This window comes from Psychrobacter sp., from assembly GCF_030454045.1.
In the GTDB taxonomy this organism is placed as follows: domain Bacteria; phylum Pseudomonadota; class Gammaproteobacteria; order Pseudomonadales; family Moraxellaceae; genus Psychrobacter.
On the sequence record NZ_JAKDJE010000019.1, the window covers coordinates 19,811 to 45,432 of the forward strand.

At 45.3% G+C, this 25,622-nt stretch carries 19 protein-coding genes and 1 pseudogene; 16 read left to right on the plus strand and 4 right to left on the minus strand.

Annotated features, from left to right (window positions below):
* Nucleotides 1-397: 397 nt before the first annotated feature.
* The 14 genes and pseudogenes from gspG to L0G63_RS05495 form a co-directional block, all read left to right on the plus strand.
* The gene (gspG, locus tag L0G63_RS05430) at nucleotides 398-913 is read left to right on the plus strand and encodes a type II secretion system major pseudopilin GspG (RefSeq protein ID WP_301449724.1); all 516 of its coding nucleotides are present in this window, start codon (nucleotides 398-400) and stop codon (nucleotides 911-913) included.
* A gap of 240 nt (nucleotides 914-1,153) precedes the next feature.
* Complete coding sequence (locus L0G63_RS05435) at nucleotides 1,154-1,720, plus strand: protein-disulfide reductase DsbD N-terminal domain-containing protein (protein ID WP_301449725.1); 567 nt, start codon at nucleotides 1,154-1,156, stop codon at nucleotides 1,718-1,720.
* Between the two features lie 47 nt (nucleotides 1,721-1,767).
* Nucleotides 1,768-3,927 carry a protein-disulfide reductase DsbD gene (dsbD, locus tag L0G63_RS05440; protein WP_301449726.1) on the plus strand — a complete coding sequence of 720 codons (2,160 nt, stop codon included), beginning with the start codon at nucleotides 1,768-1,770 and terminating at the stop codon, nucleotides 3,925-3,927.
* Between the two features lie 372 nt (nucleotides 3,928-4,299).
* A complete protein-coding gene (locus tag L0G63_RS05445) occupies nucleotides 4,300-5,790 on the plus strand; it encodes a phospholipase A (protein ID WP_301449727.1) in 1,491 nt (496 codons plus the stop codon).
* Nucleotides 5,791-5,836: 46 nt separating this feature from the next.
* Complete coding sequence (locus tag L0G63_RS05450) at nucleotides 5,837-6,661, plus strand: ComF family protein (RefSeq protein WP_301449728.1); 825 nt, start codon at nucleotides 5,837-5,839, stop codon at nucleotides 6,659-6,661.
* A gap of 349 nt (nucleotides 6,662-7,010) precedes the next feature.
* A complete protein-coding gene (locus L0G63_RS05455) occupies nucleotides 7,011-7,517 on the plus strand; it encodes a GspH/FimT family pseudopilin (protein ID WP_301449729.1) in 507 nt (168 codons plus the stop codon).
* Nucleotides 7,517-8,083 carry a type IV pilus modification protein PilV gene (gene pilV / locus L0G63_RS05460; RefSeq protein WP_301449730.1) on the plus strand — a complete coding sequence of 189 codons (567 nt, stop codon included), beginning with the start codon at nucleotides 7,517-7,519 and terminating at the stop codon, nucleotides 8,081-8,083. The genes L0G63_RS05455 and pilV overlap by 1 nt, the downstream gene beginning before the upstream one ends.
* On the plus strand, nucleotides 8,083-9,087 hold the full coding sequence (locus tag L0G63_RS05465; protein ID WP_301449731.1) for a prepilin-type N-terminal cleavage/methylation domain-containing protein: 1,005 nt from the start codon (nucleotides 8,083-8,085) through the stop codon (nucleotides 9,085-9,087). Before pilV ends, L0G63_RS05465 begins: the two co-directional genes overlap by 1 nt.
* A gap of 22 nt (nucleotides 9,088-9,109) precedes the next feature.
* On the plus strand, nucleotides 9,110-9,970 hold the full coding sequence (locus L0G63_RS05470; RefSeq protein ID WP_301449732.1) for a PilX N-terminal domain-containing pilus assembly protein: 861 nt from the start codon (nucleotides 9,110-9,112) through the stop codon (nucleotides 9,968-9,970).
* 42 nt (nucleotides 9,971-10,012) lie between these two features.
* Nucleotides 10,013-13,888, plus strand: coding sequence for a pilus assembly protein PilY (locus L0G63_RS05475; protein WP_301449733.1), 3,876 nt, complete (start codon nucleotides 10,013-10,015; stop codon nucleotides 13,886-13,888).
* Between the two features lie 18 nt (nucleotides 13,889-13,906).
* Complete coding sequence (locus tag L0G63_RS05480) at nucleotides 13,907-14,449, plus strand: type IV pilin protein (protein WP_301449734.1); 543 nt, start codon at nucleotides 13,907-13,909, stop codon at nucleotides 14,447-14,449.
* A complete protein-coding gene (locus L0G63_RS05485) occupies nucleotides 14,449-14,910 on the plus strand; it encodes a type IV pilin protein (RefSeq protein ID WP_301449735.1) in 462 nt (153 codons plus the stop codon). The genes L0G63_RS05480 and L0G63_RS05485 overlap by 1 nt, the downstream gene beginning before the upstream one ends.
* A gap of 321 nt (nucleotides 14,911-15,231) precedes the next feature.
* Nucleotides 15,232-15,738 (plus strand): pilin, encoded by a 507-nt coding sequence (locus tag L0G63_RS05490; RefSeq protein WP_301449736.1) that lies wholly within the window; start codon nucleotides 15,232-15,234, stop codon nucleotides 15,736-15,738.
* 211 nt (nucleotides 15,739-15,949) lie between these two features.
* Nucleotides 15,950-16,111, plus strand: a pseudogene (locus L0G63_RS05495) (prepilin-type N-terminal cleavage/methylation domain-containing protein); the annotation flags it as partial.
* 250 nt (nucleotides 16,112-16,361) lie between these two features.
* Here the strand turns inward: L0G63_RS05495 and L0G63_RS05500 are convergent.
* The 3 genes from L0G63_RS05500 to mutS form a co-directional block, all read right to left on the minus strand.
* Nucleotides 16,362-16,898 carry a transposase gene (locus L0G63_RS05500; RefSeq protein WP_301449737.1) on the minus strand — a complete coding sequence of 179 codons (537 nt, stop codon included), beginning with the start codon at nucleotides 16,896-16,898 and terminating at the stop codon, nucleotides 16,362-16,364.
* 189 nt (nucleotides 16,899-17,087) lie between these two features.
* Nucleotides 17,088-17,411: a ferredoxin FdxA gene (fdxA, locus tag L0G63_RS05505; RefSeq protein WP_045452504.1), complete on the minus strand. Its 324-nt coding sequence runs from the start codon at nucleotides 17,409-17,411 to the stop codon at nucleotides 17,088-17,090.
* Nucleotides 17,412-17,615: 204 nt separating this feature from the next.
* Complete coding sequence (gene mutS, locus L0G63_RS05510) at nucleotides 17,616-20,771, minus strand: DNA mismatch repair protein MutS (RefSeq protein ID WP_301449738.1); 3,156 nt, start codon at nucleotides 20,769-20,771, stop codon at nucleotides 17,616-17,618.
* A 454-nt stretch (nucleotides 20,772-21,225) separates the two neighbouring features.
* On the opposite strand from mutS, the gene secA reads away from it, so the two are divergent.
* Entirely contained in the window at nucleotides 21,226-24,021 is a 2,796-nt protein-coding gene (gene secA, locus L0G63_RS05515) for a preprotein translocase subunit SecA (protein ID WP_301449739.1), read from the plus strand.
* Between the two features lie 245 nt (nucleotides 24,022-24,266).
* Nucleotides 24,267-24,797, plus strand: coding sequence for a hypothetical protein (locus L0G63_RS05520; protein WP_301449740.1), 531 nt, complete (start codon nucleotides 24,267-24,269; stop codon nucleotides 24,795-24,797).
* A 101-nt stretch (nucleotides 24,798-24,898) separates the two neighbouring features.
* Here the strand turns inward: L0G63_RS05520 and L0G63_RS05525 are convergent, their stop codons facing one another.
* Entirely contained in the window at nucleotides 24,899-25,465 is a 567-nt protein-coding gene (locus L0G63_RS05525) for a YsnF/AvaK domain-containing protein (RefSeq protein ID WP_301449741.1), read from the minus strand.
* Nucleotides 25,466-25,622 lie beyond the last annotated feature (157 nt).

Genomic DNA, 25,622 nt, shown 5'->3' on the forward strand with positions numbered 1-25,622 from the left:
ATAGTTAACTGACTAGCTGACAAACAGCCGATATGTTCTTCTAAAACTATCAGCTATCTGCATTTTTATCTTCTCTTAATCCCCTATCTTGCTAAACCCTACGTTAGCTTTCTTAAAATTTGCTTACTGTTGTATATTGTTGACTGAACTGCCGTTTTTGCTATGGCAAACTAAGCGACCATGCTATAGTGTAGATGAGTCGATGTCACAACTATAGCACTCAATAATAACGGTCAACTGACTGCGATGACAATCTGAGCGCAGCGCTGGATAAAAATAAAATCATGGTTTATAGTGATAATGCTTTAGTATTTCAGCGATAAGCTTCAAAACTTATGAATGCTGCTAGAACGTTACTTTTACTATTTACACAACCGTGATGACCAAAGCGATGACTATGACTGATAACCTTGAAGTAAATATTAGCCCAAAAAGTGCCAGTGCTAAAAGTGACCACAAAAACCTTTCTTCAACCACATACTGTAACTCGGTAACAAAGCACGCCCAATCAGGATTTACCTTGATTGAGATTATGGTGGTTATCGTGATATTGGCGATTTTGGCTGGCTTGGTCGTTCCAAAAGTGGTGGGACAAAGTGACAAAGCCCGCGTCAAAACCACGGAGACGGCGCTGGCAACGGTCTCGAATGCTTTAGATATGTACAAGGTCGATAACTCGCGTTATCCAACGACAGCACAAGGACTAGAAGCACTGACCACACCGCCAAGTGACGCCAAAAACTATCCTGAAGGCGGCTATATTAAAGGTGGATATCCTACTGATGGTTGGGAGAATGAATTGCAATATGTGTCGCCAGGTAGTGAAGGGCGACCTTATGACTTGTTTTCTTTAGGTGCAGATGGACAGCAAGGCGGCGAGGGACAAGATGCAGATTTATATGCTCAGCTATAAAATTTAGCATTGTCGGTATCTGGCAAGCCTACGCCACCAAAATACTGTCAAACATACTTGTTACCACGCAATTAATGACCTCTGTATATCAACCAATAACGCTTTATTGGTTGATATTTTTTATCGATACGTAAATAAATACCATCTGATATGAACCTTGTATTGAGGGTTAATAGTTTTATCAGCAGGTGTATATTCGTACTGCCAGTCACTGGAAGCTAACGTCAAAGGTAATAACTTATGTCAATAAAAATACTAACACTACAATCAGACGCTATTAGTAAACGTACGGCTAAGTTCTACGCGCTTGCGCTTACTGTTGCAACCACCTCATTGATGACAGCTTTATTCATGACATCAGTCAGCGCACAGGCGGCAGGCTTGAACGACTTATTTAATAGTAGTAGCGCATCCCAATCAAAATTTTTACCAGTAGATGAAGCTTTCCAAGTGACTAGCAGCACCAAAGCCACATCTAAGGGCACGCGTTTATCTCTCACTTTTGATATCACGCCTGAACATTATATTTATAAAAATAAGCTTGCGCTCAGTTTCCCAAAGGGGGTGAAAGCGTCGTCGTTTACATTCAATCAGGCACCAGTGTCAATCAATGATCCGACCTTTGGTCAGGTACCAGTATTTACACAAAGCCGTGTCGTTGCTACGACGATGCTGACGACCAGTAGCGGTAAAGGGGCGAAAAATGCGCCGATTATCATTGGCTGGCAAGGGTGCGCCAAGGCGGGACTGTGCTACCCACCTGAGAAAATTAAAACAAAGGTAGATATTGCGGCGACACGCCGATAAATATTGAGAAGCTTGATTCAAATATTGGTAACCATAGGTAGCTATTCATGCCCATAAAGACATCACAACCATCCGCATCACTGAGTGCGAGTAATCGCCCAAACCAGTCTGCTATTTTAGCCTTTACTATTGCCAGTAGTGTGCTATTTAGTGGGTTGTTGGCGATGTCAACTGCGGCGCAAGCGGCAGGGTTGGGTGATTTGTTTGGTGACAGTCAAAACGATGCGCAATCGAAGTTTTTGCCAGTGGAGCAAGCGTTTCAAGTCAGTAGTAGTAGCGCCGCTACCGCATCAGGTACGCGCCTATCTGTCAATTTTGATATCACGCCTGAGCATTATGTTTATAAAAATCAGATCAAACTGACGCTGCCTGATGGCGTGACAGCGGCGCCTTTTACTTTTAGTCAAACGCCATACGCGATTGATGATCCAACATTTGGTAAAGTGCAAGTGTTCGATCAAGCCAATATGGTCGCGATAACCACATTAACCAGTAACAACGGCAAAAGCATCGATGATGCAGCGATTGTCATTGGCTGGCAAGGCTGTGCCAAAGCGGGATTGTGCTATCCGCCTGAAAAAATCAAAACCACTGTCAATATCGCGCCTGCCTCTATACAGATAGGGGCACGTGAGACTGATGCGGCAGCGTTAGATGCCTCTCTTGATGACGCCGCAACGGATACTCGTGCTGCCACCACAAATAGCGAAATGACATCTGTAGCGGCTGATAATAATGATGCAGAGGTGGCATCCGAACAGGCGTTAACGGATGATGAGGTTATTGATTATGATCTAATTGATGATAGTACTTTGGAGTACGACTCTTTAGATGGTAGCACTGCAACGACCACGATTTCTGGAGCAAATGCTAACGTATCAAATGACGCGACCAATAGCGAGAATGTAAATTCTAACAACCTTATCGATGGTGATCCCTTTGGTTTGGCGTCTCATCCTTGGCTCGCATTGGTCTTACTGTTTTTAGCAGGTCTGGGTTTGGCCTTGACGCCGTGTGTCCTACCGATGCTACCCATCGTTGCCAATATTGTCGCCCGCGAGCAAAACCCAACGGTCAAACGCGGCGTCATTTTAACCACCAGTTACGCGATAGGGGTGGCAACTGCCTATGGTATTTTGGGAGCGATTATTGCCGTTTTTGGTGAGTCACTGGGTATCATTGGTTGGTTACAAAACCCTATTATTTTGATTAGCTTTGCGATTGTTTTCGTCTTGTTAGCGCTATATATGTTAGATGCTTTTACGGTGCGTCTACCACAAGCGCTAAGTAGAAAAATGCAGGGTCTTAGCCAAGCAGGTGACAGTAAGCTTGGTAGTACAGGTGGTAGTTTGATTGCTGGATTTTTATCTGCATTAGTCGTATCTCCTTGCGTCTCTGCGCCATTATTCGGTGCGCTACTGGCAGTCTCTACCATTGGTAGTCCGCTCTTGGGTTTCGCCGCCTTATTTATGCTGGGCTTTGGCCTATCAGCACCGCTTATTTTGATCGGTGCTACTCAAGGCAAGATTATGCCAAAGGCAGGGGAGTGGATGAACTGGGTCAAACAAGGTTTTGCCCTGCTTTTATTTGCCGTAGCACTTTTATTGATTGAGCGTGTGTTTATATCGCCAGCGATGCTGATGGTATGGGCGTTATGGTTTATGGTGGTAGCGACATGGGCATGGAGCTGGATTGGCAAAAGACGTATGCTGACTCAGGCATTGAGCCTGATCGCTGGTATTTGGGCGGCTTGTTTGATAGTGGGTGCGGCATTAGGGAATGATGATAGCCTGCATCCATTAGCCTCGTTAAGTGCCGCGCCGATGATGGTACCATCCACGGCTGGTCAGCCATTGGGTAACGATAATATGGCGACAGATCAGACCATTACTACATTGGCAGAGCTAGACGCCATTGTCGCTGACAACTCTAAAGTGATTGTCGATTTAACAGCAGACTGGTGCGTTGAGTGCCGTATTATGGATAAAAATTTATTCCATAATCGCCCTGCACAAATGCAAGATTGGCAGTTAGTAAGGCTTGATATTACCGAGACCACTGACGACTCCAAAGCCGTTTTGTCACGCTACAAGCTGTTTGGCCCGCCAGCATTACTTTATTATCAAGGTGGTCAATTGGTTAATCAGCAAGTGGGCGAAATCGGTCGCGTGGAGTTCGAACAAACCTTAACGACGCTAAATAACTGATGGCTCACAACCCGTACTTAATAACCTGAGTAAGACTTTTGCTAAGGCTTAATAATGAAAAAAAAGCCAGCGTACGCCAATAATGGTACGCTGGCTTTTTAGTGCCACTAAATTATATGAGTTATACTGCTTTAAGATACTGTTTTTATAGGTTTTTTATGTGTTTGAGTATATTTAATCTAGCAATAACGCTAGTATAGTGTCTATATTTTCATTACAATAAAGCAACAATACTGAAGGGGCTAGGCGAATTGTCAGCACAGCCCTCGATGTCCATTAATGAATGGTTTTTATATTAGCGCTGATGCTAATGGTATATTCATTATCTAAAATACTCTACTGACCTTATTATTGGTCAGATAAAGGACACCTATGTTTGCCCATATCATTACTCAACGTCAATTACCGCAAGCCTGTGCCACAAGCCAGCCATCTGATGGCTTATCACCCAACTGTCGTCAAAGTAGCCATCGCCATCTATGTGTTGCAATCGCGGCGGCTTTGAGCTTGACGGCCTTACAAGCTCACGCTGCGATGGACGAGCAAACCTATCGGGAGCTGCCAGTTCCAGACGCGGCGTTTGAGTATGAGGATTATGAGGTGCCGCACAGCGAGGCCGATACTGAGCAACCAGCGAGCGCAGAGGCAGGTAAGCAAAACCGTAAAGTGGTCAGTAAAGAGTTTATCGCCAAACAAGCAAAACTGTTTGCTGAATGTACCGAGGTACAGCTGGCGACCGCGCGTTTGGCTTGTTTTGATAAAGTGGCAGAGCAAGGCAAAACGCCGAGCTATACCACCACCAAACAGCCTGTGGACTTAGCCAAAACCTTTCAAAGCACACTGTCAGGCAACCCGCAAGTGGTATTTGTAGAAGAAAGCTCTACCATCACAACCGATAGCAGCAGTGCAGTGGCTGCCGAGCTGCCCCAACAAGCGGCGTCCTCGCCTGAGACGCAGAGTCTAGATACAGTGGGGTTGACCCAGCGAGAAGCCAAAGTGCTCGAAAGTGTCGGTGTCAAGCAAACAGACATCGAAAAGTACACCCCGCTGAGCCTATCTTATGATTTGGATAAAAACAGTGAGCGCGGTACTTGGACCGTCAGACCTTATCGTCCAACCTACGTACTGCCGCTGTTTTATACCTTTGACCCTAATCTTAGCCCAACTCCTAGTAATCCAGATGAGCCCGGTGAAACATTCACCTCTAATGACGTCCGTGAGACGGAGCTGAAGTTTCAGCTGTCGTTAAAGACCAAAGTGGCAGAGGACTTGTTTGATAGTAGTGCTGATTTATGGTTTGGCTATACCCAAGAGTCGCACTGGCAGGTATATAACGAAGATAACTCTCGGCCGTTTCGCGCCACCGACTATCAGCCTGAGATATTTTTGACCCAGCCTGTGACTGCTGATTTACCCTTTGGCGGCCGTCTACGTATGTTAGGTGCAGGTGCCATTCACCACTCGAATGGCCAAGATGATCCGTTATCGCGTTCGTGGAACCGCGCGTATCTGATGGCAGGGGCTGAGTGGGGTAAGTTGTCGGTCGTACCGCGGCTCTGGGCGCGCGTCAATAACGAAAGCAGCAGCAGCGAAGACAACCCTGATATCGAAGACTACATGGGCTATGGTGATATCAAGTTTCTATACGATCTGCCAGATCAGCAAAGCCTAAGCGGCACGTTGCGCTATAACCCCAGCACCAACAAAGGCGCGGCGCAGATCGACTACATTTATCCACTGACCGAAAACGTCAATGGCTATGTACAGCTGTTCCAAGGCTATGGCGAGTCTATTATCGACTATAACCACGAAAACACCTCCATCGGCTTTGGTATCGTCTTAAATGATTGGAAGGGGTTTTAAGGCCTTATCGGGGTCGACGGTCTTTGACTGCTAAGGAGTACAAGCAATGCGCCGCTTAGCACCTTATACCACTGGACTGTGGCTGGCAGAGTATGTAGATATACGCTGCCAGCTATGCCGCGTATATCGCAGCACCGCACCATCCCAGCTGCTGTCTTCTCATCTATCCCCAGCCGCTCCTTTTATTGCTGACTCAATGCTTACCGATATTTACCGTGGTAAGGTTGCTCGGTATATCCATCGTCACTTGAGTCGCGGTCTGCTCTGTGCTCATTGTCATAATAGTATCGCATGGCTACCACAGCCTTTTGATGTTGACATTGCTGCTGGTGTGTCCTTATCTATCCAAGTATCTACCTATTATGAATATCCAATCCGTCAAGCGATTCAGGCATTCAAGCATCATGAAGATATGACAAAATTGCCATTATTGTTACATGCGTTACGCCAGCTACCACGCCCACATGGTTGCCATCATAGTAATAGTGTGATTGTCGCTATGCCAACCACCCCTCAACGTCTGGTAAAACGTGGCTTTGATCCGGTCAGTATCTTAGCCGCGCAGCTGTCTAAGCATTGGCAGATACCGCTATGGCAAGGTGTCCGGCGTATCGATCACACCGTCAGCCAGCAAGGCCTAACACGTGCTGAGCGGCTAAGCAACTTAGATAACGCGTTTAGGTTAGCTGATAGACCTCCAGTAAAGCGTTTACTGCTGTTCGATGATGTCGCAACCACAGGCGCGAGCCTACAAGCGCTGGGCCGCGCTTTGTATAAGCCAGCTACCAATACCGCCTCTGCGTCCTCATTGCCGACCAACCGCTACCACCTATCTGCCTATGCACTCGCTCATGGGAGTCAGTATCGTTAGTCATTTATAAAGTATTGACGGCACTTCTATAATGACTAATATGTTGCTAAGATGCTGCCTAACCGCTATATTATTAAATCAATATATATAAATTTGTTAGCTGATATTAATCGAAATCTAGAATTGACTTTTAAGTGTCTGATTTAAAATGTGTTTTTCTATAGCTAGCATGTGGTTTTATGGAATAAAAATTGCATGTCTTATAGTAAACAATAAAAGAAAGTGACCTTTCCCTACTGGTTGGTAGTTAAATGTTTTAGCAGGTAAGAGTTACGAGGTCTTTTAGATTGACTATTGGCAAATGGATCGTTATGAGACAGACGGTAGACGTTATAAATAGGAATGTGATGTGAGAGTCTCTAAGAATAGCTTGTCGCCTACAATACAAATGAGAAGCTCAGGTTTTACCCTAATTGAGCTGATGGTGACGATTGCTGTGCTTGCTATTATTGTCAGTATCGCTGCACCAAATATTAGCACACAGCTTGCTAATCAGCGCGTAAAGGCAACGGCGAATACGTTGGCTAATGCGTTAAAAGAGGCGAAGGTTGAGAGTATACTTCGTCGTCAGAATGTAACAGTCGTATACACGAGTACTAGCACACCTCAAACGATCAAATTACAAGTTGGTGGTGACGATATATCTACCTATAATCTTAACGCTAGAAGTACTGTTACCCAAACGATTACCCCATCTACAGTAAGCAGTATAGTTTTTCAACCCAATAAGAAAATAGCTAATAATGCCACAGTAATATATACCATCTGTGATAGTGGCTCTACTAATGAAACACCTAAACAAGTAAGCCTTACGAGCATTGCTAATATTAATACGACGAATGCTGGGAGCTGCTAATGAAGACCGTAGACACACAGGCAGGCGTAGGACTAATAGAAGTAATGGTGGCACTGCTATTACTAGCTGTCGCCGTGTTAGGTTTTAGTGCAATGCAGATGTCAGCTATAAAAGCGACAGACGAAAGCCTCATGCGTACGCGAGCGTTAACTATCATTCGGGGTGGTGCTGAGACGATAAGAGCCAATCCTACTGGTATCACTGCTTTTAAGGCGGCAATAAACGGATCTTCAGATTCAATAAGTATTGATAGCAAAACAATAACCAAAAACAGCTGTGTTAATAATACCAATACAGTACCTGCAGCAGCAGATATTTGTACTATTAATCAACTAGCAACTCGTGATGGATTGTTAATGAAATCATATGCTAGTGCTAATGATATTAGTATTGGTATGGTTCCAAATGGCTGTCCTGGGACATTAGGTAATCAAGAGCTGCAGTGTTTTGTAGCCAGCTGGGGTGATACGACGGTTGAACTCAGTGACTCTGCCTCGAACGCCTGTGCAAACGCTGATGGTAGTTATAAGAATGGTGCAGAGTGCTTTATCGTGGAGGCGTACTGATGTCATACAATCATGAAGTTAGCTATGGTACTGAGAAGCAGGCAGGCTTTACTTTAATAGAGCTTATGATTTCATTGGTACTTGGTTTAATTGTGTCAGCAGCTGTTATTCAAGTATATCTAATTAATGCAAAGACCAGCAGTATTCAAGCCAGCGGTAGTGAGCTGCAAGATGCAAGTATTTTTGGCTTACAGCAACTGGAGAAAAGTATTCGCTTAGCCAACTTAGGTAATTCAACGACTAGGATTGATGGAGCCACACCCAATGGCGGTATTGTCTTAACAGGTGCTAATATCGTCGTTCCAAATCCGAGTGAACCGAATCCTTATCCGAATACAGGATATTTGACCAGACGAGCAGGGGAAAGTGCTGTTGGTCCAAATGGATGGACGGGAATATCTAATACCAATACTGGTAGCGATCAGCTGACAATTCAATATACCAATATAACGGGTGCACCAATGTCAGACTGTGAAGGTGCGACTGCTGCTATCAATGACATCGTTATTGAACGTTATTTTTTACGCCAAGCAGTAGGCGATAACAGCGCTGGAGCTATCAAAAACTTAGTGTTGGCATGTGATGCAGGTCGGGTTAATCCAGCTGGTGGAATAGACGATACAATGCCAGCAACTGACTCACGTCAATTTGGTCAAGCGGGGCAAGAGTCTATTATTAATGTCGATCAATTTAAGGTGCTATTGGGAGTACAGTATACCACTGGCGCTAATGCAGGACAGATGGTGTATTTACCAAGTAACGCCTATCTTAATATAACATCTGGTAACCCTGTTATCACGGCAGTGAAAATTGGTCTAATCGTACATGGTAGTACACCTATTATCGGTAGCGCAGAACAAACACAATTTGCTTTGTTGGGACAGCCGCCAACAGAAAATAAATTAAAAACAGATACTGGTAGTACAAAAAAAGTTCGCACTACCTATGAAGCTACAACATTGTTGCGAAATGCTCGTGTCGTCAATGTAAGTACTGACCTATAGCATATTGGTAAGGAGACTAGAGGTGATACGTTACCGTGATCTGTCAAGATCGACACAAAAAGATATTCATATGACCTATCGGAGTACCGAGCAAGGTGCAACACTGATAGTGGTACTACTATTCTTAGTACTTATTATTTTGGCTGGTGCAATAGCCGTTAGGCAAAGTACGACAGACCTTAAAATCGCAACTAGTGATCAAATTAATACAGTCTTACTGCAGTCGGCAGATAGTGCTAATCAAAAGCTAGAAATGATGGTAAATGGTAGTGCAGACTCTACAGGATATAAAGATGTGACCAGTGCAACAGGCGCCCTTGGTCATTTTTTACTATTTGAAAATAATAAGACAAATGAGTTTATTTATTGTTTTAATCCTCGCACGCAAAGTTACCTGACAAATAGTGCAACCGTTAGAGCGTCTACTGGTGGATATGTAGATGGATTAAATAATGGAATATGTGATTATGAAAAAGCGGAAGATTATACTAGTGCCCGACAGGCCGTGATGACTCAAATGAGTATTACCATCACCCCACCTGAGCCTAACGCAGAGCGGTTTGGTCATGTGGTTTTGGGTAAAGAAAGTGAAGATCGAACCAGCAAAAAATATAAGTTCGATATTCGACCAACTGCTTCGCTTCCAGCTTATAGTGAGCCGGAGCTAGGGGGTAATAATTGTTATGCGCAAACCAGTATCAAAGCTAATGTAGCAACTGGCGAAAAGTCATTAAATGAATGCTTATTAGCGGCGTCAACCCCTAGCAAGATGTTGTATGAGCAAGCAGATGTAGAAAATGTTTCTTCCTCTACGAAGTGTTATCCATTTGGCCGCGGCTCTCAAGACCCGCAGTGTATACTCTCGTCTTCAGCGACGCCTTAACTTGCTCATTCATCGTGCTGATATAATATAAGGATAGATGTCATGAACCGACTCGGCAATGCCCCAGCCCGAAAAAAAGCATTTCCAGTGCCCCTAAAGTATTTAGTTGTTGCTATGGCATCGATGATGACGCTTCCTGCACAAGCAGATGTTGCAGGTAAAAAAATTGGTGACTTAGAAATCTACAAAGCCGCTGAAGCAGGTAAAACCACGATCACCATGATGCTCGATACTTCAGGTAGTATGGCTGCGAATGTCACGAAAGAAGCCTGTGACTTGCCTCGCGGCGTTTACTACAACCAAGTTAGTGTCGATACTCAACAATCTAATACCACGCCCAGTTACACTAAAAGATACTGTGAGCTAAATAGTAGTAAACGGTACTTTTATCGCCAAGATAGAGACTATTGGGATAGATGGTATCGCTGTGGGCCTAGTAATGGGTCTGGCTCTAACAGTTATGGCTTTAGAGATTGCGGCGATAGAATATACTTCACACCAGATATTAGTGGTCTTAGCTATGTAACCTCTAGTTCTAACAACAGATATTTTTATACCTCTACTAAATACTATGACCGATTAACTCGTCTAAAAGATGCTATTTTTACGTTACTGGATAATAGTCTGTTAGATCCTAAAAGAGTCTCTATAGGAATAGGGCAGTACTCTACCCAAAGTGATGACGACAACGACTATAAAGGTGCTGATGGAAGAACGGGTAAGATACTGGTACCAGCAGCTTTGGTCGATGATACGCAGCGTTACTTAATCAAGACAGAGATTGCCGACTTAATTGGTTATAACGGTACGCCAACGGCCAATGCCTACGCAGAAGTAGGTGCCTATATGCTAGGTACTAACCCCTCACGTTCTTCGTATAGCGGTTATGATGATTCTGTTAAGTCATCTAAAAACAGTCGTGGTTATATCAGTCCTTTGTCATCACCCTCATCTTGTGACGGGCGTGGCATCTACTTTTTAACCGATGGTAACCCAAACAGCTCTCCTAACCCTAACTACATCATGCAATTGGCTCTAGGTGCCAGTTCATTTAACATACCCTCCAAGACACTTCCCAGTGGTAGTGAGCGCAATAATAGCATGCCACAAGTAGGTGTGTTTGCCAAAGCTTTACGTGACCCGACGCTCAATCCGCTAGGTACAGATCGTGAGATTTATACCGCTGTCGTTGGCTTCGGCTCGGTGTTTGATGTAGATGAATCAAATATCGTCAACTTACCTTATACCAACCCTAAAACAGGTGTGACTAAAAATCGAGATTTCTATAATTGTGAAAATATCTTTGATATCGATGCAAGGAATGCCTGTAATTGGGGCGAAAAATCTCATCCGTCTTTACCAGGAGTGGGAGGGTTCGGTGAAGGTGGGTTTTATTCAGCGCAGTCCACAGATGATATCGTCAACAGTATTGTCTCTTTTGTGACGGATTTAGACAATACCTTACCTTCGATACCGTCAGGGACTATTGTCGTCCCCGACGATCCTTATCGTGCCGATAGTCAGCTTGCGGTTGCTTACTATCCAACATTACAACCCAAAGTTGGTGATAATTCAGTCATTTGGGAAGGCAATATGAAAAAGTATCTGCTCAATGAGGGTACTTTGTATGGCAAAAACAACGCCAAGCTATTTAAGAGCATCGCTGGTGATTTAGAGCCAACCACTCAAGATATGTGGTCTGATAAAAACTACGCTGGTGCCAACGATAAGGTAGAAAGTGGTGGGTTTTTTGCGCAATTAAAGACACCAGCGACAGGGGTTGCCTCTGTTAGAACACTGTATGTAGAGGATTGGGATAACGCTACCAACAAAAAACCTGTATTGAGAAAAGTAGGCGTAAATGCTTCGGGCAAAGTCGTGGTAGATGGTGCCGTACTGACCAACAATACATTTAAAGATACAGCTACCTATAACGAAGTGACATTAAGAAAGATATTGAATTTCTTAGGGTTTACCTCTCTTCCAAGCACTGCCACAGCGGTAAAAGACATGACGCTTAGTAGTGCCAATGCGCCTGAAGCAATCAGGGTGCTGGGTGCAACGGTGCACTCCACGCCAGCCGCAGTTTCGTATTCGGCCAACTTAGATACCACCACAGGTAGAGTGACTGGTACACGTGATGATTATGTGTTATTTGGTTCATCCGAAGGTGGTTTGCACTTAGTGGACGCCGATAATTATGGAGTGGGTGATGGCGGTGCAGAAAAATTCGTGATCATTCCAAAAAAGATGCTCATGGATAGTAGCAAGTCTGACGCGCTGATCAAAGGTGCAACGAAACCTGAAATAGGTGCGCCCAACTTTGGTGTAGATGCCCCGTGGCTAGTCACGGCCGACTACAGGTATGATCTGAGCAACGGGCAAGTAAATGTCGAAACAGGAAGCGGCAAAGGTGTATTTGCATACGGTGGTCTGCGTATGGGAGGGGAGGCCTTTTATGGTGTAAACCTTACCAATACTAATGCTCCTAGCATGATGTTTACGATCACGCCTGCAACTTCGGGCTTTAGCCGTATGGGGCAAATATGGTCAAAACCTACTAAAGCCAAAATAAAAACGAGTAAGACTGATGAAGGAACCGAAGTCTTAGTGTTTGGTGGTGGTTATGACATGTGCTATGAAAATGAGGGCTTTCAGGTTGGTATCACAGATACAGAGTTAGGTGCTTGCTCAAACAAATCATCGGTTAAAGGTAATGCGGTCTATATTATCAATGCCAAAACAGGCGCTTTGATATGGTCGGCGTCTGCTGAAGGCTCGCCGACTAAGACGGTCGATAGTATGACCAATAGTATTGTCGCTGGTGTCACTACCTTAGACCGTGATAATGACGGCTTTATGGATCATATCTACTTTGCCGATCTGGGTGGTCAGCTGTTCCGTGCTGACTTTACCAATGCAGGTTTTGTGAAGCCAGTGGCATCCGGCACCGCTTCACCAGAAACTTCTTTTAGCAACACCAGAGTCACACGCGTACTCAAACCTGCCTATTCAGACAGCAACAAAAAATACAATCACCGTTTTTATGAGCGGCCAGTTGTCAGTTTTTATCGTAACGATTTAACCAACTCACTATTTGCACTCGTAAATGTCATCTCAGGGGACCGCAGCTCACCGCTCTCTAAAATACGAGACAATGATAAGGCCGATCGCCTCTACGGCATCATAGACAGTGACGTTACTAAGCCAGATAACGTTTTTTATGCCAGTAACTTTACGTCTGCGGCAGGCGGTGAAACCATTAAAGATTTAGCAGATAGCAGTTTAGCAGCGTTGCCTACTTCTATTGGAAGACTGACAAACCAAGGATATACGTTAAAGCAAAAAAATGATGTTATTGATACGTTAAAAGACGGCACCAAAAAAGGCTGGTACTATCCGCTGACCCGTTTCGACGGCTATGGCAATGTCAGATATACCAAAGGCGTTGGCAAATCTGCAGTGGTAGACAGTTATTTGTATACAACGGTCTACAACCCAGATATGAGCTATAATGCCGTGGACTCTTGTTCTGCCAAAGTGACAGGCGGCTCAGAGAGACAGCTCTACTGCTTACCTTATGGTATCTGTACCGATGAAGCCTCCAAGAACGGGACTGCAGGTTATGTACAGGCAGGTAAGGGTATTCAAGAGCTTACGCTTGGACCACGCAGCTCAACCCTCTCAAATCAGCGACTGCTGATCGGCACGCGAACATTGGCTGAACGCGCCAATGACCGAGTCAATTTTGGTTCTGATAACGGTAAAGGTCTATTTAATGCGCTCACAAACCCCAAAGGGTTAAACCAAGGGAACTTAAGCGTGAATGATAGCATCATAGGCAACGGCACCGCGCCTGAGTTGATATTTAACGAGCGTTATACGCTGCAGCCAAAAGTATGGTATGAAGTAGACTGATAAGGTGGTCGCATGGGCATGAAAGCCTCAAAACAACACTCAGGCTTTACGCTGATTGAGCTAATGATAGTTATCATGATCGTGGCGGTATTGGCAGCGATTGCGGTTCCTTCTTATCGTCAGTATGTAGTCCGAAACGCTGAAGCACAAGCGCAAGCAAGGATGCAAGAACTTGATATTGAGCTTAATCGTTGGCGTGCTAGTGCGTTAACTTACAAAGGCTTTACACCCAAAAAGGTAGCCAGTAATGGCGATATTAGTTATGCATACGATGAGGCTGATAATAAAACCATCTACGTCCCAAAAGGTAGCGATAGCAGCAATTACCATTATAAAATTACCTTAGTGGACGCTGCCACAGGAAATACATTAGCGCCTGCCAGCTCGGGATATTCTACTGCGGGTAGCTCGTGGCGCATGTTCGCTGAGCCTAGTAGTAACTATAGCACTGCCCATAAAATACTGCTCAGTAGTTCTGGTCTACGGTGTAAGACCAAGAATAACGATAGCAGTATTACAGTGGCTTCTGCTAATTGTGGCACTTATTCGGAGGACTGGTAATGCCGAGTCTAGACAGTAATAAAGGCTTTACCCTCGTTGAGCTGATGATCGTCGTCGCCATCATCGGTGTGCTCGCGGCTATCGCTTATCCCAGCTATCAGCGCTATGTCATCAAGACCAAGCGGGTCGATATGATGACAGAGATGCAAAATATCGCCTCAGAGATTGAGAGTCGCAAGCTGGCACAGGGTAGCTACCGTGCTATCAGTGCGCAGATCAAAGCAGACTTTGCGACCGCCTATCCTCAGCAAGGGACAGCGCTATACGATGTCAGTATCGAGCCAACTACCCTGACGCCTCCCGACAACACCTTGACCAATAAATGGGTAATCACGGCAACGCCGAAGTCTGGTACGCAAATGGCAAGTGATGGCGTCTTGAGCCTTAATTATCAAAACATTAAATGCCGTACTATCGGTACTGAAAAAAAATGCGGCACTGGCAGCGAGTGGAATGACTAAAAAATAGTCTGGAAACTGACAATTATTGTCAGTTATCGTGAGCCAGAGTAGCTGCCATTGACATAAACTGACACTTTTAGGTATGCTTAGCGTAACAATTAGTATCAGTAGATAACAGTATGGTAAGTATCTGCACGAAAATACCGATAAATAGTGATAAGAATTGAGTACTTAGCATATAGACCTACTATGACTAATGATATTGGCACGCTATATGCATCTACTAGGGCACGAAAGATCAATACACTATATCCAATACCTAACATAACAAAAGATAGCGAGCGAATATCCGTTATCTTTATCCCCTCTAAAGGAGTTCTTATGAACGCTCAAAAAGGTTTTACCCTAATCGAACTAATGATCGTTGTTGCTATCATCGGTATCCTAGCTGCAATCGCTATTCCTCAGTATCAGAACTATGTCGGTCGTTCAAACGTAGCGGCAGCAGTATCGACATTGTCTGCCAATAAAACTGGTTTAGAGGATTACGTTATGGAATATGGTGAGTTTCCAGATGGAACAACCACAGCACAGGCTGAGTCTGGAGATCCCGACGACGACGACTATGAACAATACAGACGCGGAGAAACTGCAGCTGATTTAGGTATAGTAAACCCCACTTTTGGCACCATAAAACTTAAAGAAGATACAGCAAAACCTGGTGCAGGTACTGCTCAGTTGAAGTTTACGAGTGGTAACCCAGGTATCAATGATAGAGTTGTACAGTTAAAACGTGATGAAAATGGTACATGGTCATGTGTAACTAACGTTGATGAAAAGTTTAGTGGTAAAGGTTGTTCTTTCACTACTACGATAACAGCAATATAATAAGTAAGCGTAGGCTAGGCTCTTAACTTAGCTCATATTATGCAAGGTAAAATGCTGAACGAAATGTCCAGTGTATGCAAAGCCTGATTTAACCAAAAAAGCCAAACGCACTGTTTGGCTTTTTTATGTTTAATAACTGGGTAACCACCCCAAGCCTAACTGGCATACTCTCTGCACCATAGCAATTATCACATTAATTGATAATAATGCTATGAAGTATCAACATAATACTGCCGCAAATCGTCACCTGACACCATCAGGCAGCGCACAATCTGGCTATACCTTGATAGAGCTAATGATCGCCGTCGCTATCATCGGTATCTTGGCAGCGATGGCAATCCCCAGTTATAACCAACATATCGCTAAGACACAGCAGCAAGCGTAGGCTGGGCTTTTAGCCCAGCTCAAATCACGCAAGGTTAATATGCTGGGCAAAATGCCCAGCCTACAAAGAGTCTTGTTTAATATCTAAAAACCAAACATCTCGTTTGGTTTTTTTGTGTTTAAAATTATTCAAAATTTTTTGCATCAAATATTTGTAAAGTTACCATGCTGGGCTAAAGCCACAGCCTACACAGATTAAACGATTCCCAAAGCCTATAAAGTTAAGCCAAGATATTAGCTTACACGTCATATCGAATGTTGATATTTTTATCATTTTCATCCGTTCCCCAATCAGAGGGATACACGCCTTTTTTAATCAATTTATGCAACGTAGAGTACTGCCAATTTTGAGGATTGGTGACGTAGCCATGCTTAACAGGATTATGATGAATATAATCCATATGTTGCCGATAGTCAGCGTCATCACGGATACGATGTTCCCAAAATCGTCGTTGCCAAATACCACGCTCTCTTTTTGCTTGTCGTGAAGGAGTAATGGCTTCGGTTTTAGTGATTTGCCTAGAGAATTGGCTTTTGATACTCGCCACTATGACAGCGTAATTATCAGAATTTGGTGGCAAAGTAATCATGATATGGACGTGGTCAGGAAGGACGACCATAGCGTCTAATTTGAATTGGTGGTGTTGAATGGTTTTAACGTAGGCATCACGAAACTTATCAATATGAGTCAATAAGAGTGACGACTTTCTATCCAGTAGATTAAAGGTCAAAAAATAACAACCGCCTTGGGTTTTGTCACGAATGTAGTTTCTCATAAGGCAATCAGTGTATAGACGAGGTGATGGGCGTAGGTAGGCTGGGCTTTTTAGCCCAGCTCAAATCATGCAAAGTTACCATGCTAGGCTAAAGCCACAGCCTACGCGATACGAATTGGAGTTAGGTTATAAATAAAAAGGCTGAGCCAAAAGCCCAGCCTACATAGTATCCAAAGTATCAGTTGCTGCCTACTTCTCCAAATACTGAATCTTACCTTCCACTCCATCCCACTTTTCAGCTTCTGGCAATTGACCTTTCATCTCAGTGATGTTTGGCCATTTTTGCGCCAGCTCTTCATTTAGCTGAATAAAGACTTCTTGCCCTTTTGGTACTTCGTCTTCCGAAAATATCGCATTGGCAGGGCATTCAGGCTCGCATAGCGCGCAGTCGATGCACTCATCAGGGTCGATAGCGAGGAAGTTTGGGCCTTCATAAAAGCAGTCCACAGGACAGACTTCCACACAGTCGGTGTATTTGCAAAGAATGCAGTTATCTGTAACGACAAAGGTCATAGTGATGTCTACCTGTTATTGATTTGGCTGATATGGTGCCTGTATCGTCAGCGCCTACCGCGGCGAGTATGATGGCGATCGCGATACTCAATCGTCGCGGCAGTCTGCTTAATGATGCACCATAAGGGCTAGAGTAACTAAAAAACTAGATTGACTAAAAACAAGCCACATTTTAGCGCCTTTATGCTGATTTGACAATTCCCTTTAGTGACTAATGATATCCTTAAGATGATAGAGCAGGTCATGCGCTTGTTTGGGTGTTAGGTTGTCAGGGTTGATGGCTGCCAACTCGTCTTGTAAGCTAAATAGCTGATTTTGCTGTGGAATATCTGCTACTGCTTGCTCATGGCTTAGAGGGCTGGTCTCTATGGTGGTCAGTGGTCTTTGATCGTCAAGCTGGCAATTATCCGTTCGCGACTTAGCTAAGTCGCTTTTGTCATCAACGGCTTGAGCGTCATCAACGCTTTGAGTATTTGCCGCCATCGTTGGATGATCGCGCAAGTAGCGTTTGGCGTCACCAATCACCGATGGCGGAATGCCGGCCATCTTGGCGACATGTAGGCCAAAGCTAGAGCTGGCCGCGCCGTCACGGATTTGGTGCAGCAGTAGTAGTTGCCCATCGATTTCACTGGCGGCGACATGGACGTTACGAATACCTTTATTTTGCGCAGCCAATTGTGTCAGCTCAAAGTAGTGGGTGGCAAACAGGGTCAGGCAGCCGATCTCAAGCAGCCTATTGACACAAGCGTGAGCGATGGCCAGCCCGTCGGTGGTGGCGGTACCGCGGCCGACTTCATCCATGAGCACCAGTGATTTATCGGTCGCTTGGTTTAAGATATTGGCCGTCTCGATCATCTCGACCATAAAGGTCGACTTGCCGCCTGCCAGATCATCGGCCGAGCCAATACGGGTAAAGATGCGGTCGATATCACCGATGCGCGCGCTGGCCGCTGGTACAAAGCTGCCACAGTGCGCGAGCAAGACAATAAGAGCGGTCTGGCGCATATAGGTGGATTTGCCGCCCATATTGGGGCCTGTGATCATCAGCAGGCGTTCAGGATGTCCTTCTTTAGTATTGGCACTGCCCAGCGCGCAGTCGTTGGCGACAAAGGCATGAGCGCGCGCAGGTTTGCTGGGGTGTTGGCTGAGGTTTTGGCTAAAAGTCTGTGTTGCGCCTTGCGCGGCTGGGCTGCTGGTATTGTCGGTGGTTAATGCCGCCTCGACCACCACATGGCGGCCTTGCTGGATGTCGATACTGCTCTGGTCGATACGGGTCTGGCTGCTGTTTTTTAACAAGTTGCCATCGTTTGAATCGTTAGTCATAACTGGACGTTGCCAATTATAAAGGGTCGCAAGCTGCGCCCAGTTGCTGAGCACATCTATTTGGGCGATGGCGGCGCTTAGCTGCTGCAATGCGGCCAAATGATTACTGAGTATCGTCAACAGCTCATGATACAGCTGTTTTTCTCGAGCCAGTGCTAAGCTTTGTGCGCTTAGGTATTCGGTCTCGACTTCCTTTAGCTCATCGGTGATAAAACGCTCACTACTCTTGAGCGTCTGCCGCCTGATAAAGTGCGCGGGTGCGTTTTTGGCTTGCATTTTGGGCAGCTCAAAATAAAAACCGCTGACTTTATTAAACCCGACTTTTAGACTGGGTAGCTGGTTGTCCTGACGGGCGCGCGCGACCATCTCATCTAGTGTCAATTGGATATTGTCATGTAGATGTGTAAGACGATCAAACTCGGCGTCATAGCCTGCTGCCAGCATACCGCCATCGCGGACATGAGCAGGCGGCTCTGGGATAATGGCACGCTCGATCAGCTCGGCGACGGATTGTACCGCAGGTAGCTGGGCGGGCAGTTGCTGCATGAGCATGGCTAGCAGTCCTGCCTGCTCGTGATGGATACCTGCTTGCTCTAATAAGGTGCTCAGCTGCGCGCTGCTGTTGATACCGTCCACCAGTTTGCGCAAGTCTCGCGGCTTGGCACTCATCAGGCCGATGCGGCTGGTGATGCGCTCGATATCACCGATGGCGCTTAGCGTGTCGCGTATATAGCTGACCAATGAGGGACGCTGTAGCTGCGGACTACTGTGCTTGCTGCTGTCAGCTGGGTTGTCTGCTTGCAAAAGTTTGTCTATGGCGTCTAGGCGCATATTGATACGCGCATGCTGGCGCAAGGGGCGTTTCATTTGTTGCACCAGCAGGCGACGTCCCATCGGCGTTTGGCAGTGACCCACGACCGAGACCAGCGATGTACCGCTGCTACTGACTGGAGCAAACAGCTCAAGGTTTTGTTGGCTACCGGCATCGATGATCAAGTAATCATCGCTAAACTCGACGATAAGCTGATTGACCTGCGGCACATGACGCTGCTGGGTTTGCTGCGCATAGTGAATCAAGGCGGCACAGCTAGACTGGCTAAGCGGCGCGTCATGGATACCAAGCCCATCGAGACGCTGCACTCCAAACTGCTGACAAAGGGTGTCTGCGGCATGGGCGCGGTGAAAGTCATTGGCAGCGACTTCTATAATCGGGCAGTCTAGGTGTTGTCGCAGCCATAGCGGCCAGTCGGTATCAGCACTGCCAGTAGCGTCGCTTAGTGCTTCGCTGATGATACATTCGCTAGGGGCGAAGCGGGCGAGCACCGTCAGCATCTGCGTTTGTAGGTCATCGTAGTCATCATGATTGGCGCTCAGACTCTGAGTGGTCAGGGTGCCAGCGGCCAAGTCGAGCTGACTGACGGCGGCCTGTAGTGGCTGCTTGCTGTTTGCTCGCGGCTGGGCGATATCGATTGCCACCACGGTCGGCGTGTGGTTGGGCGCGATCAGCGCGTCATCCGTGATGGTGCCTGCGGTCAGCGTTTTGACTACCTCACGGCGCATGATACCAGTGGCCTTGCTACTCTTTTTTTGTTTATCGCCCATCGCCGATGGAGCGGATGAGGGGCTGGCTGCATCGGTTGATGCGTCGTCCACTTGCTCACAGACGACCACTGTCTGACCTGTCGCGATGAGCCGTGCCATGTAGCTGTCGGCGGCATGAAACGGCACACCCGCCATCGCTATCGTGTTGCCTGCTTTATCCGTACCACGGCGTGTCAATGTGATATCTAATATTTGCGCGGCGCGCTTGGCATCGTCAAAGAACAACTCATAGAAGTCACCCATCCGGTACAAGAGCAATGCTTGTGGATAGTTGGCTTTCATGGTTAGATATTGCACCATCATTGGCGTATGGTCTGCTAGGTTATAGACGGTATCGCCGATGCTTAAGCAGTCAGAGTTCTCTTGTTTTGATAAGGGTTTTTCTGATGAGCTAGGATTTAACGACTGATTTTGTCCAGATGGCTTTACGGTCATGCAGAGTCTCTTATAGTGCTTTAATGAGTGGTAATGAGTATTTTGTGATAGAGATGCTAAAGGGTCATTTTTCTTATATATGAGTTTGATAGATAGCTTTGGCTTTATTAATAAGCCAGTTACTTATAGATAAATGGCCTAACGACAAATTTTGAGCCAAGATGCAGTAGTAGCAAGCGTATAAAAATCAAAATGTGAAAAATAATAAAGTCGCTGAAAAAGCTAAGAAATTTAACAAGGTATTCGCTATTTTAACACGTCCTACTAGGTTTTTACTGTGGCAAATATCTACTTGCTGCCCTTGTATCCATCAGCGTCATAACCATATATAATGACGGCACACTTAATTGGGCGATACTAAATTAGGTAGTACTTAGTCGAATAATGACAAGGCCACGAGCTAAGCTTTGGCTAATGCGCACTAATTATCGAATATTCCATAGGTCAAAAAATTATGTTATCAAAGATTATAGGCAGTGTAGTTGGCACCAAAAATGACCGCGAATTAAAACGCATGCGTAAAGTGGTCAGCAAGATCAACGCACGAGAGGCTGAAATACAAGCCCTGTCTGATGAGCAACTACAACAAAAAACGGAAGAGTTCAAAGCCCGCCACCAAAAAGGCGAAAGCTTAGATGCGCTATTGCCAGAGGCGTTTGCCGTCTGCCGCGAAGCCTCATTGCGTGTCAATGGTATGCGCCACTATGACGTGCAGCTGATCGGTGGTATCACCTTGCACGAAGGCAAAATCGCTGAGATGAAAACGGGTGAAGGTAAAACCCTCATGGGAACCTTGGCCATGTACCTAAATGCGATCAGCGGTAAAGGGGTTCATCTGGTCACGGTCAACGATTATTTGGCCGCGCGTGATGCTGAGCTAAACCGTCCGTTGTTCGGGTTTTTAGGTATGACTGTTGGTGTGATTTACTCACAGCAGCCGCCACAAGAAAAAATCGAAGCTTATCAAGCTGACATTACCTATGGTACCAATAACGAATACGGTTTTGATTATCTGCGCGATAACATGGTCTTTAGTCTTGCTGAGAAAAAACAGCGCCCGCTAAACTTTTGTATTATCGATGAAATTGACTCAATCTTGATTGATGAAGCTCGTACGCCGCTTATTATCTCGGGTCAAGCTGAAGATTCATCACGCATGTACGCGTTGATTAATACGATTATTCCACGGCTTAAGCGCTCAAAAGACGAAGAAGCAAACAAGAATAACGAAGAAGAAGACTTCTGGATTGATGAAAAAAATCGCCAGATTGAGATCAGCGAAAAAGGCTATGAAAAAATCGAGCGCTTCTTAATCGAAGTGGGCGAGCTGGGTGAAAACGAAAGCTTATATAGCCCAAGTCGTTTGCCACTTTTGGCTCACGTTCAAGCGGCCATTCGTGCGCATCATGTGTTTGTCAAAAACGTTCACTATATCGTGGATGAAGGCGAAGTGGTCATCGTTGATGAAAATACAGGCCGTACCATGCCTGGTCGTCGCTGGTCAGAAGGCTTGCATCAAGCAGTAGAAGCGAAAGAAAACGTTGAGATCCAAGCAGAGAACCAAACGCTTGCCACCACGACCTTCCAGAACTACTTCCGTCTCTATGACAAGCTCTCTGGTATGACGGGTACCGCTGATACTGAAGCGGCAGAATTCAAATCTACTTACGATCTAGATGTCATCGTTATTCCAACGCATGAGCCGATTGCTCGTATCGATATGGATGATCAGATTTTCTTAACCAAGTTAGGTAAATACAAAGGCATCATTCGCGAAATTAAAGAGATTCAAGCCAAAGGTGCACCTGTGCTGGTCGGTACGGCGACCATTGAAGCCAGTGAAGAATTGTCTTATCTGCTCGATCAAGAAGGTGTGAAGCATAACGTCCTAAATGCCAAGCAGCATGAGCGGGAAGCTGAGATTATCGCGCAGGCTGGTAGCCCAAAGTCAGTCACAATCGCCACCAACATGGCAGGCCGTGGTACGGATATTATCCTTGGTGGTAACTGGCAGTCGTTTATCGAAGATATCGATGCGGTTAGTCCAGAAGAGATGCAGCGTCTAAAATCTCAATGGCAAGTTAAACATGACCAAGTCGTAGCAGCGGGTGGTTTACATATCATCGGCTCTGAGCGTCATGAGTCACGCCGTATCGATAACCAGCTACGTGGCCGTGCTGGTCGTCAGGGTGACCCTGGTATGTCACGCTTTTTCTTGTCGCTCGAAGATGATTTGATGCGTATCTTCGCAGGCGATCGTGTCGTCAATATGATGCGTGCGATGGGTCTCAAAGAAGATGAAGCCATCGAACATAAAATGGTCTCTAAATCGATCGAAAACGCGCAAGGCAAAGTTGAGAGTCGCGATTTTGATGCTCGTAAGAACCTGTTGAAATACGATGATGTTGCCAATGAGCAGCGTAAAGTGATTTATGGTCAGCGTGATGATTTGCTTGCTGAGATGGACTTATTAGAAGCCATCGAAGCCATGCACAATGAAGTCTACAACGCCATGATCAACCAGTTCATCCCGCCTGGCTCTATCGATGACCAGTGGAATATCGATGGCCTAGAAGATGAGCTTGAGGATGAGTTTAAAATAACGATGCCGATCAATGATTGGCTAGACGAAGATCGCCGTCTGGACGAAGAGGGCCTACGTGCCAAGATTATCCAAACTGCCATAGAGCGTTATCATAGTCGCCGTGAGCAAATGGGTGAACAGGACGCCGCGCAGCTTGAGCGTCACTTTATGTTACAGAGCCTAGACAAGCACTGGAAAGAGCATCTGACACAGATGGATCAGCTGCGTAAAGGTATCCACCTGCGCGGTTACGCACAGAAAAACCCTGAGCAAGAGTACAAGCGTGAATCATTTGAGTTGTTCCAAATGATGCTTGGGGCGATTAAGTCTGAAACGGTACAAGATTTATCACGTGTTCATATCCCAACCAAAGAAGAGCTAGAAGCGTTAGAAGCCCAGCAGCGTGAGAATGCGGCTCATATGCAAATGCAGTTTGAGCATGATGACGTGGATAACTTAGATAGCAGTGCAAGCCCAGCCGCTCAGCCGCAACCGCAAAACCGTAATGGCAGTGGTGCAGCTGCGGCTGCTGTCGGTGCCGCTACGGCAGGCAATACAGGCGGTGCCAATGAGCCAAATCCATATGCTGGTATGAATATCAGTCGTAATGCCCCTTGTCCTTGTGGCTCAGGGCTCAAGTACAAACAGTGTCATGGTAAAATTTAATCATTAGTACGGACAGATTAATCGATATGTACTAAAACATTAATCGTGATATATCAAAAAACTGTCAAAAAAGCCCTCACTTAACCTAGGTGAGGGTTTTTTACGTTGGTTAAATCAATGACCTATCATCAGGGATTGCCATATCAAAACCAGCAAACACTTTGTATTGATTATTTACAAATTCGGCATAGGCGCGAATTTATGGACACGCTATAGTGTTTAGCATATCTATTTGGGAGAGAGTCATGAGTTTAGAGCTATTAAAACAATTTCGTACCTCTGTCGCCTTGACAGGATTACTCGCTGGCGCCTTAACCATCAGCGCCTGTCAGCAACAATCAGAACCAGAATCAAGTATGGAAGACAGTATCAATGCTGAAGAGTCAGTGCCGATGTCAGCGGAACCCGCTGAGCCAAGCGATGTTGTCGTTAATACTGAAGATGCCACACTCAATGAAGTCGAGGGCGATACGGTCGCGTCAGTAAACAGCGGTGTGACGCAAATATCCTATTTGTGCTCACCTGAACTAAAAGTCGAAGCCACTTATAAAGAAGATGCCAATCAAGTGGTCGTTGCCACTGATATGGGAACAGTAACAATGAATCAGACCAATGAAGGCAGTAATCCAGAAGTGTTCGAAGTTGCCACAGGGTTAGATGGCGGTCAAGGGTTTACTCAGTGGCGTGTAGCCCACGAAGCACGGGAAACTGGCGTCATGCGTACGGCTGGAGAAGATGAGTCAACCGTGAATACGTTTGAATGTAATAAAGTATAAAAGTTTGACTGCTGTAAATGTTATAATCAAAAAGCAACGCGAGATTAGCGTTGCTTTTTTATGTCAGTAATTTATATGCCTTGCTATCAACGCCAAAGGGTTTATTTTGGTCGAGTAGCATTGGCCTCATGTGCCAAAAACCCTTCTTCAGTCACATCGAGCTCTTCATGTTTCAACTCTACTTGAATACTATCGGTATGGATATGTGTGCTCTTATTGACTTCAATTTCTTGGATGGCGTAGGTATCTTTGGTAATAGTTGCTACTTGGCGTGATAAAACGATCTCAATCGGCTCGTTACCAACCTCTATTTGTTTACCATTGACGGTCACAACGGCTTTACTATCTAGTGAGGGTTCAACATGACGCAATATATCTCTGTCATCATAGTTACCTGACAGTAATTCTTGACTCTCTGCATCATGATACTCAGTGCGAATGGTAATGTATTCTTCTATAAGCTCAATAGGCACTTCAATGGTCTTGGTGCGGGCATGCTTGGTGACAGTGACTTTACCTACATCCAAGCGTTCCTTATTGATGACAGGACGCTCTTCTAATAGCTCTAAATGTCCAACATTGACTCTATTTGATGTCTTATCAGTGAACGTATCTTGTGTATTGTCTAATTCGTCTTGGTATAAGCTGTTTGTGTGGTCAGTTGTCATTATTATTTCCTTATCGTTATCAAGTCATGGGTTATGCAAGAGGAGGTATCAATGAGTGATATTAGACTTATTACTATTATTACGCATTATTATAATAAATCATGGTGTAATGGACAAAATTCATGCTAAAAAGTAGGTGGTAGTCGCTAATGGACAT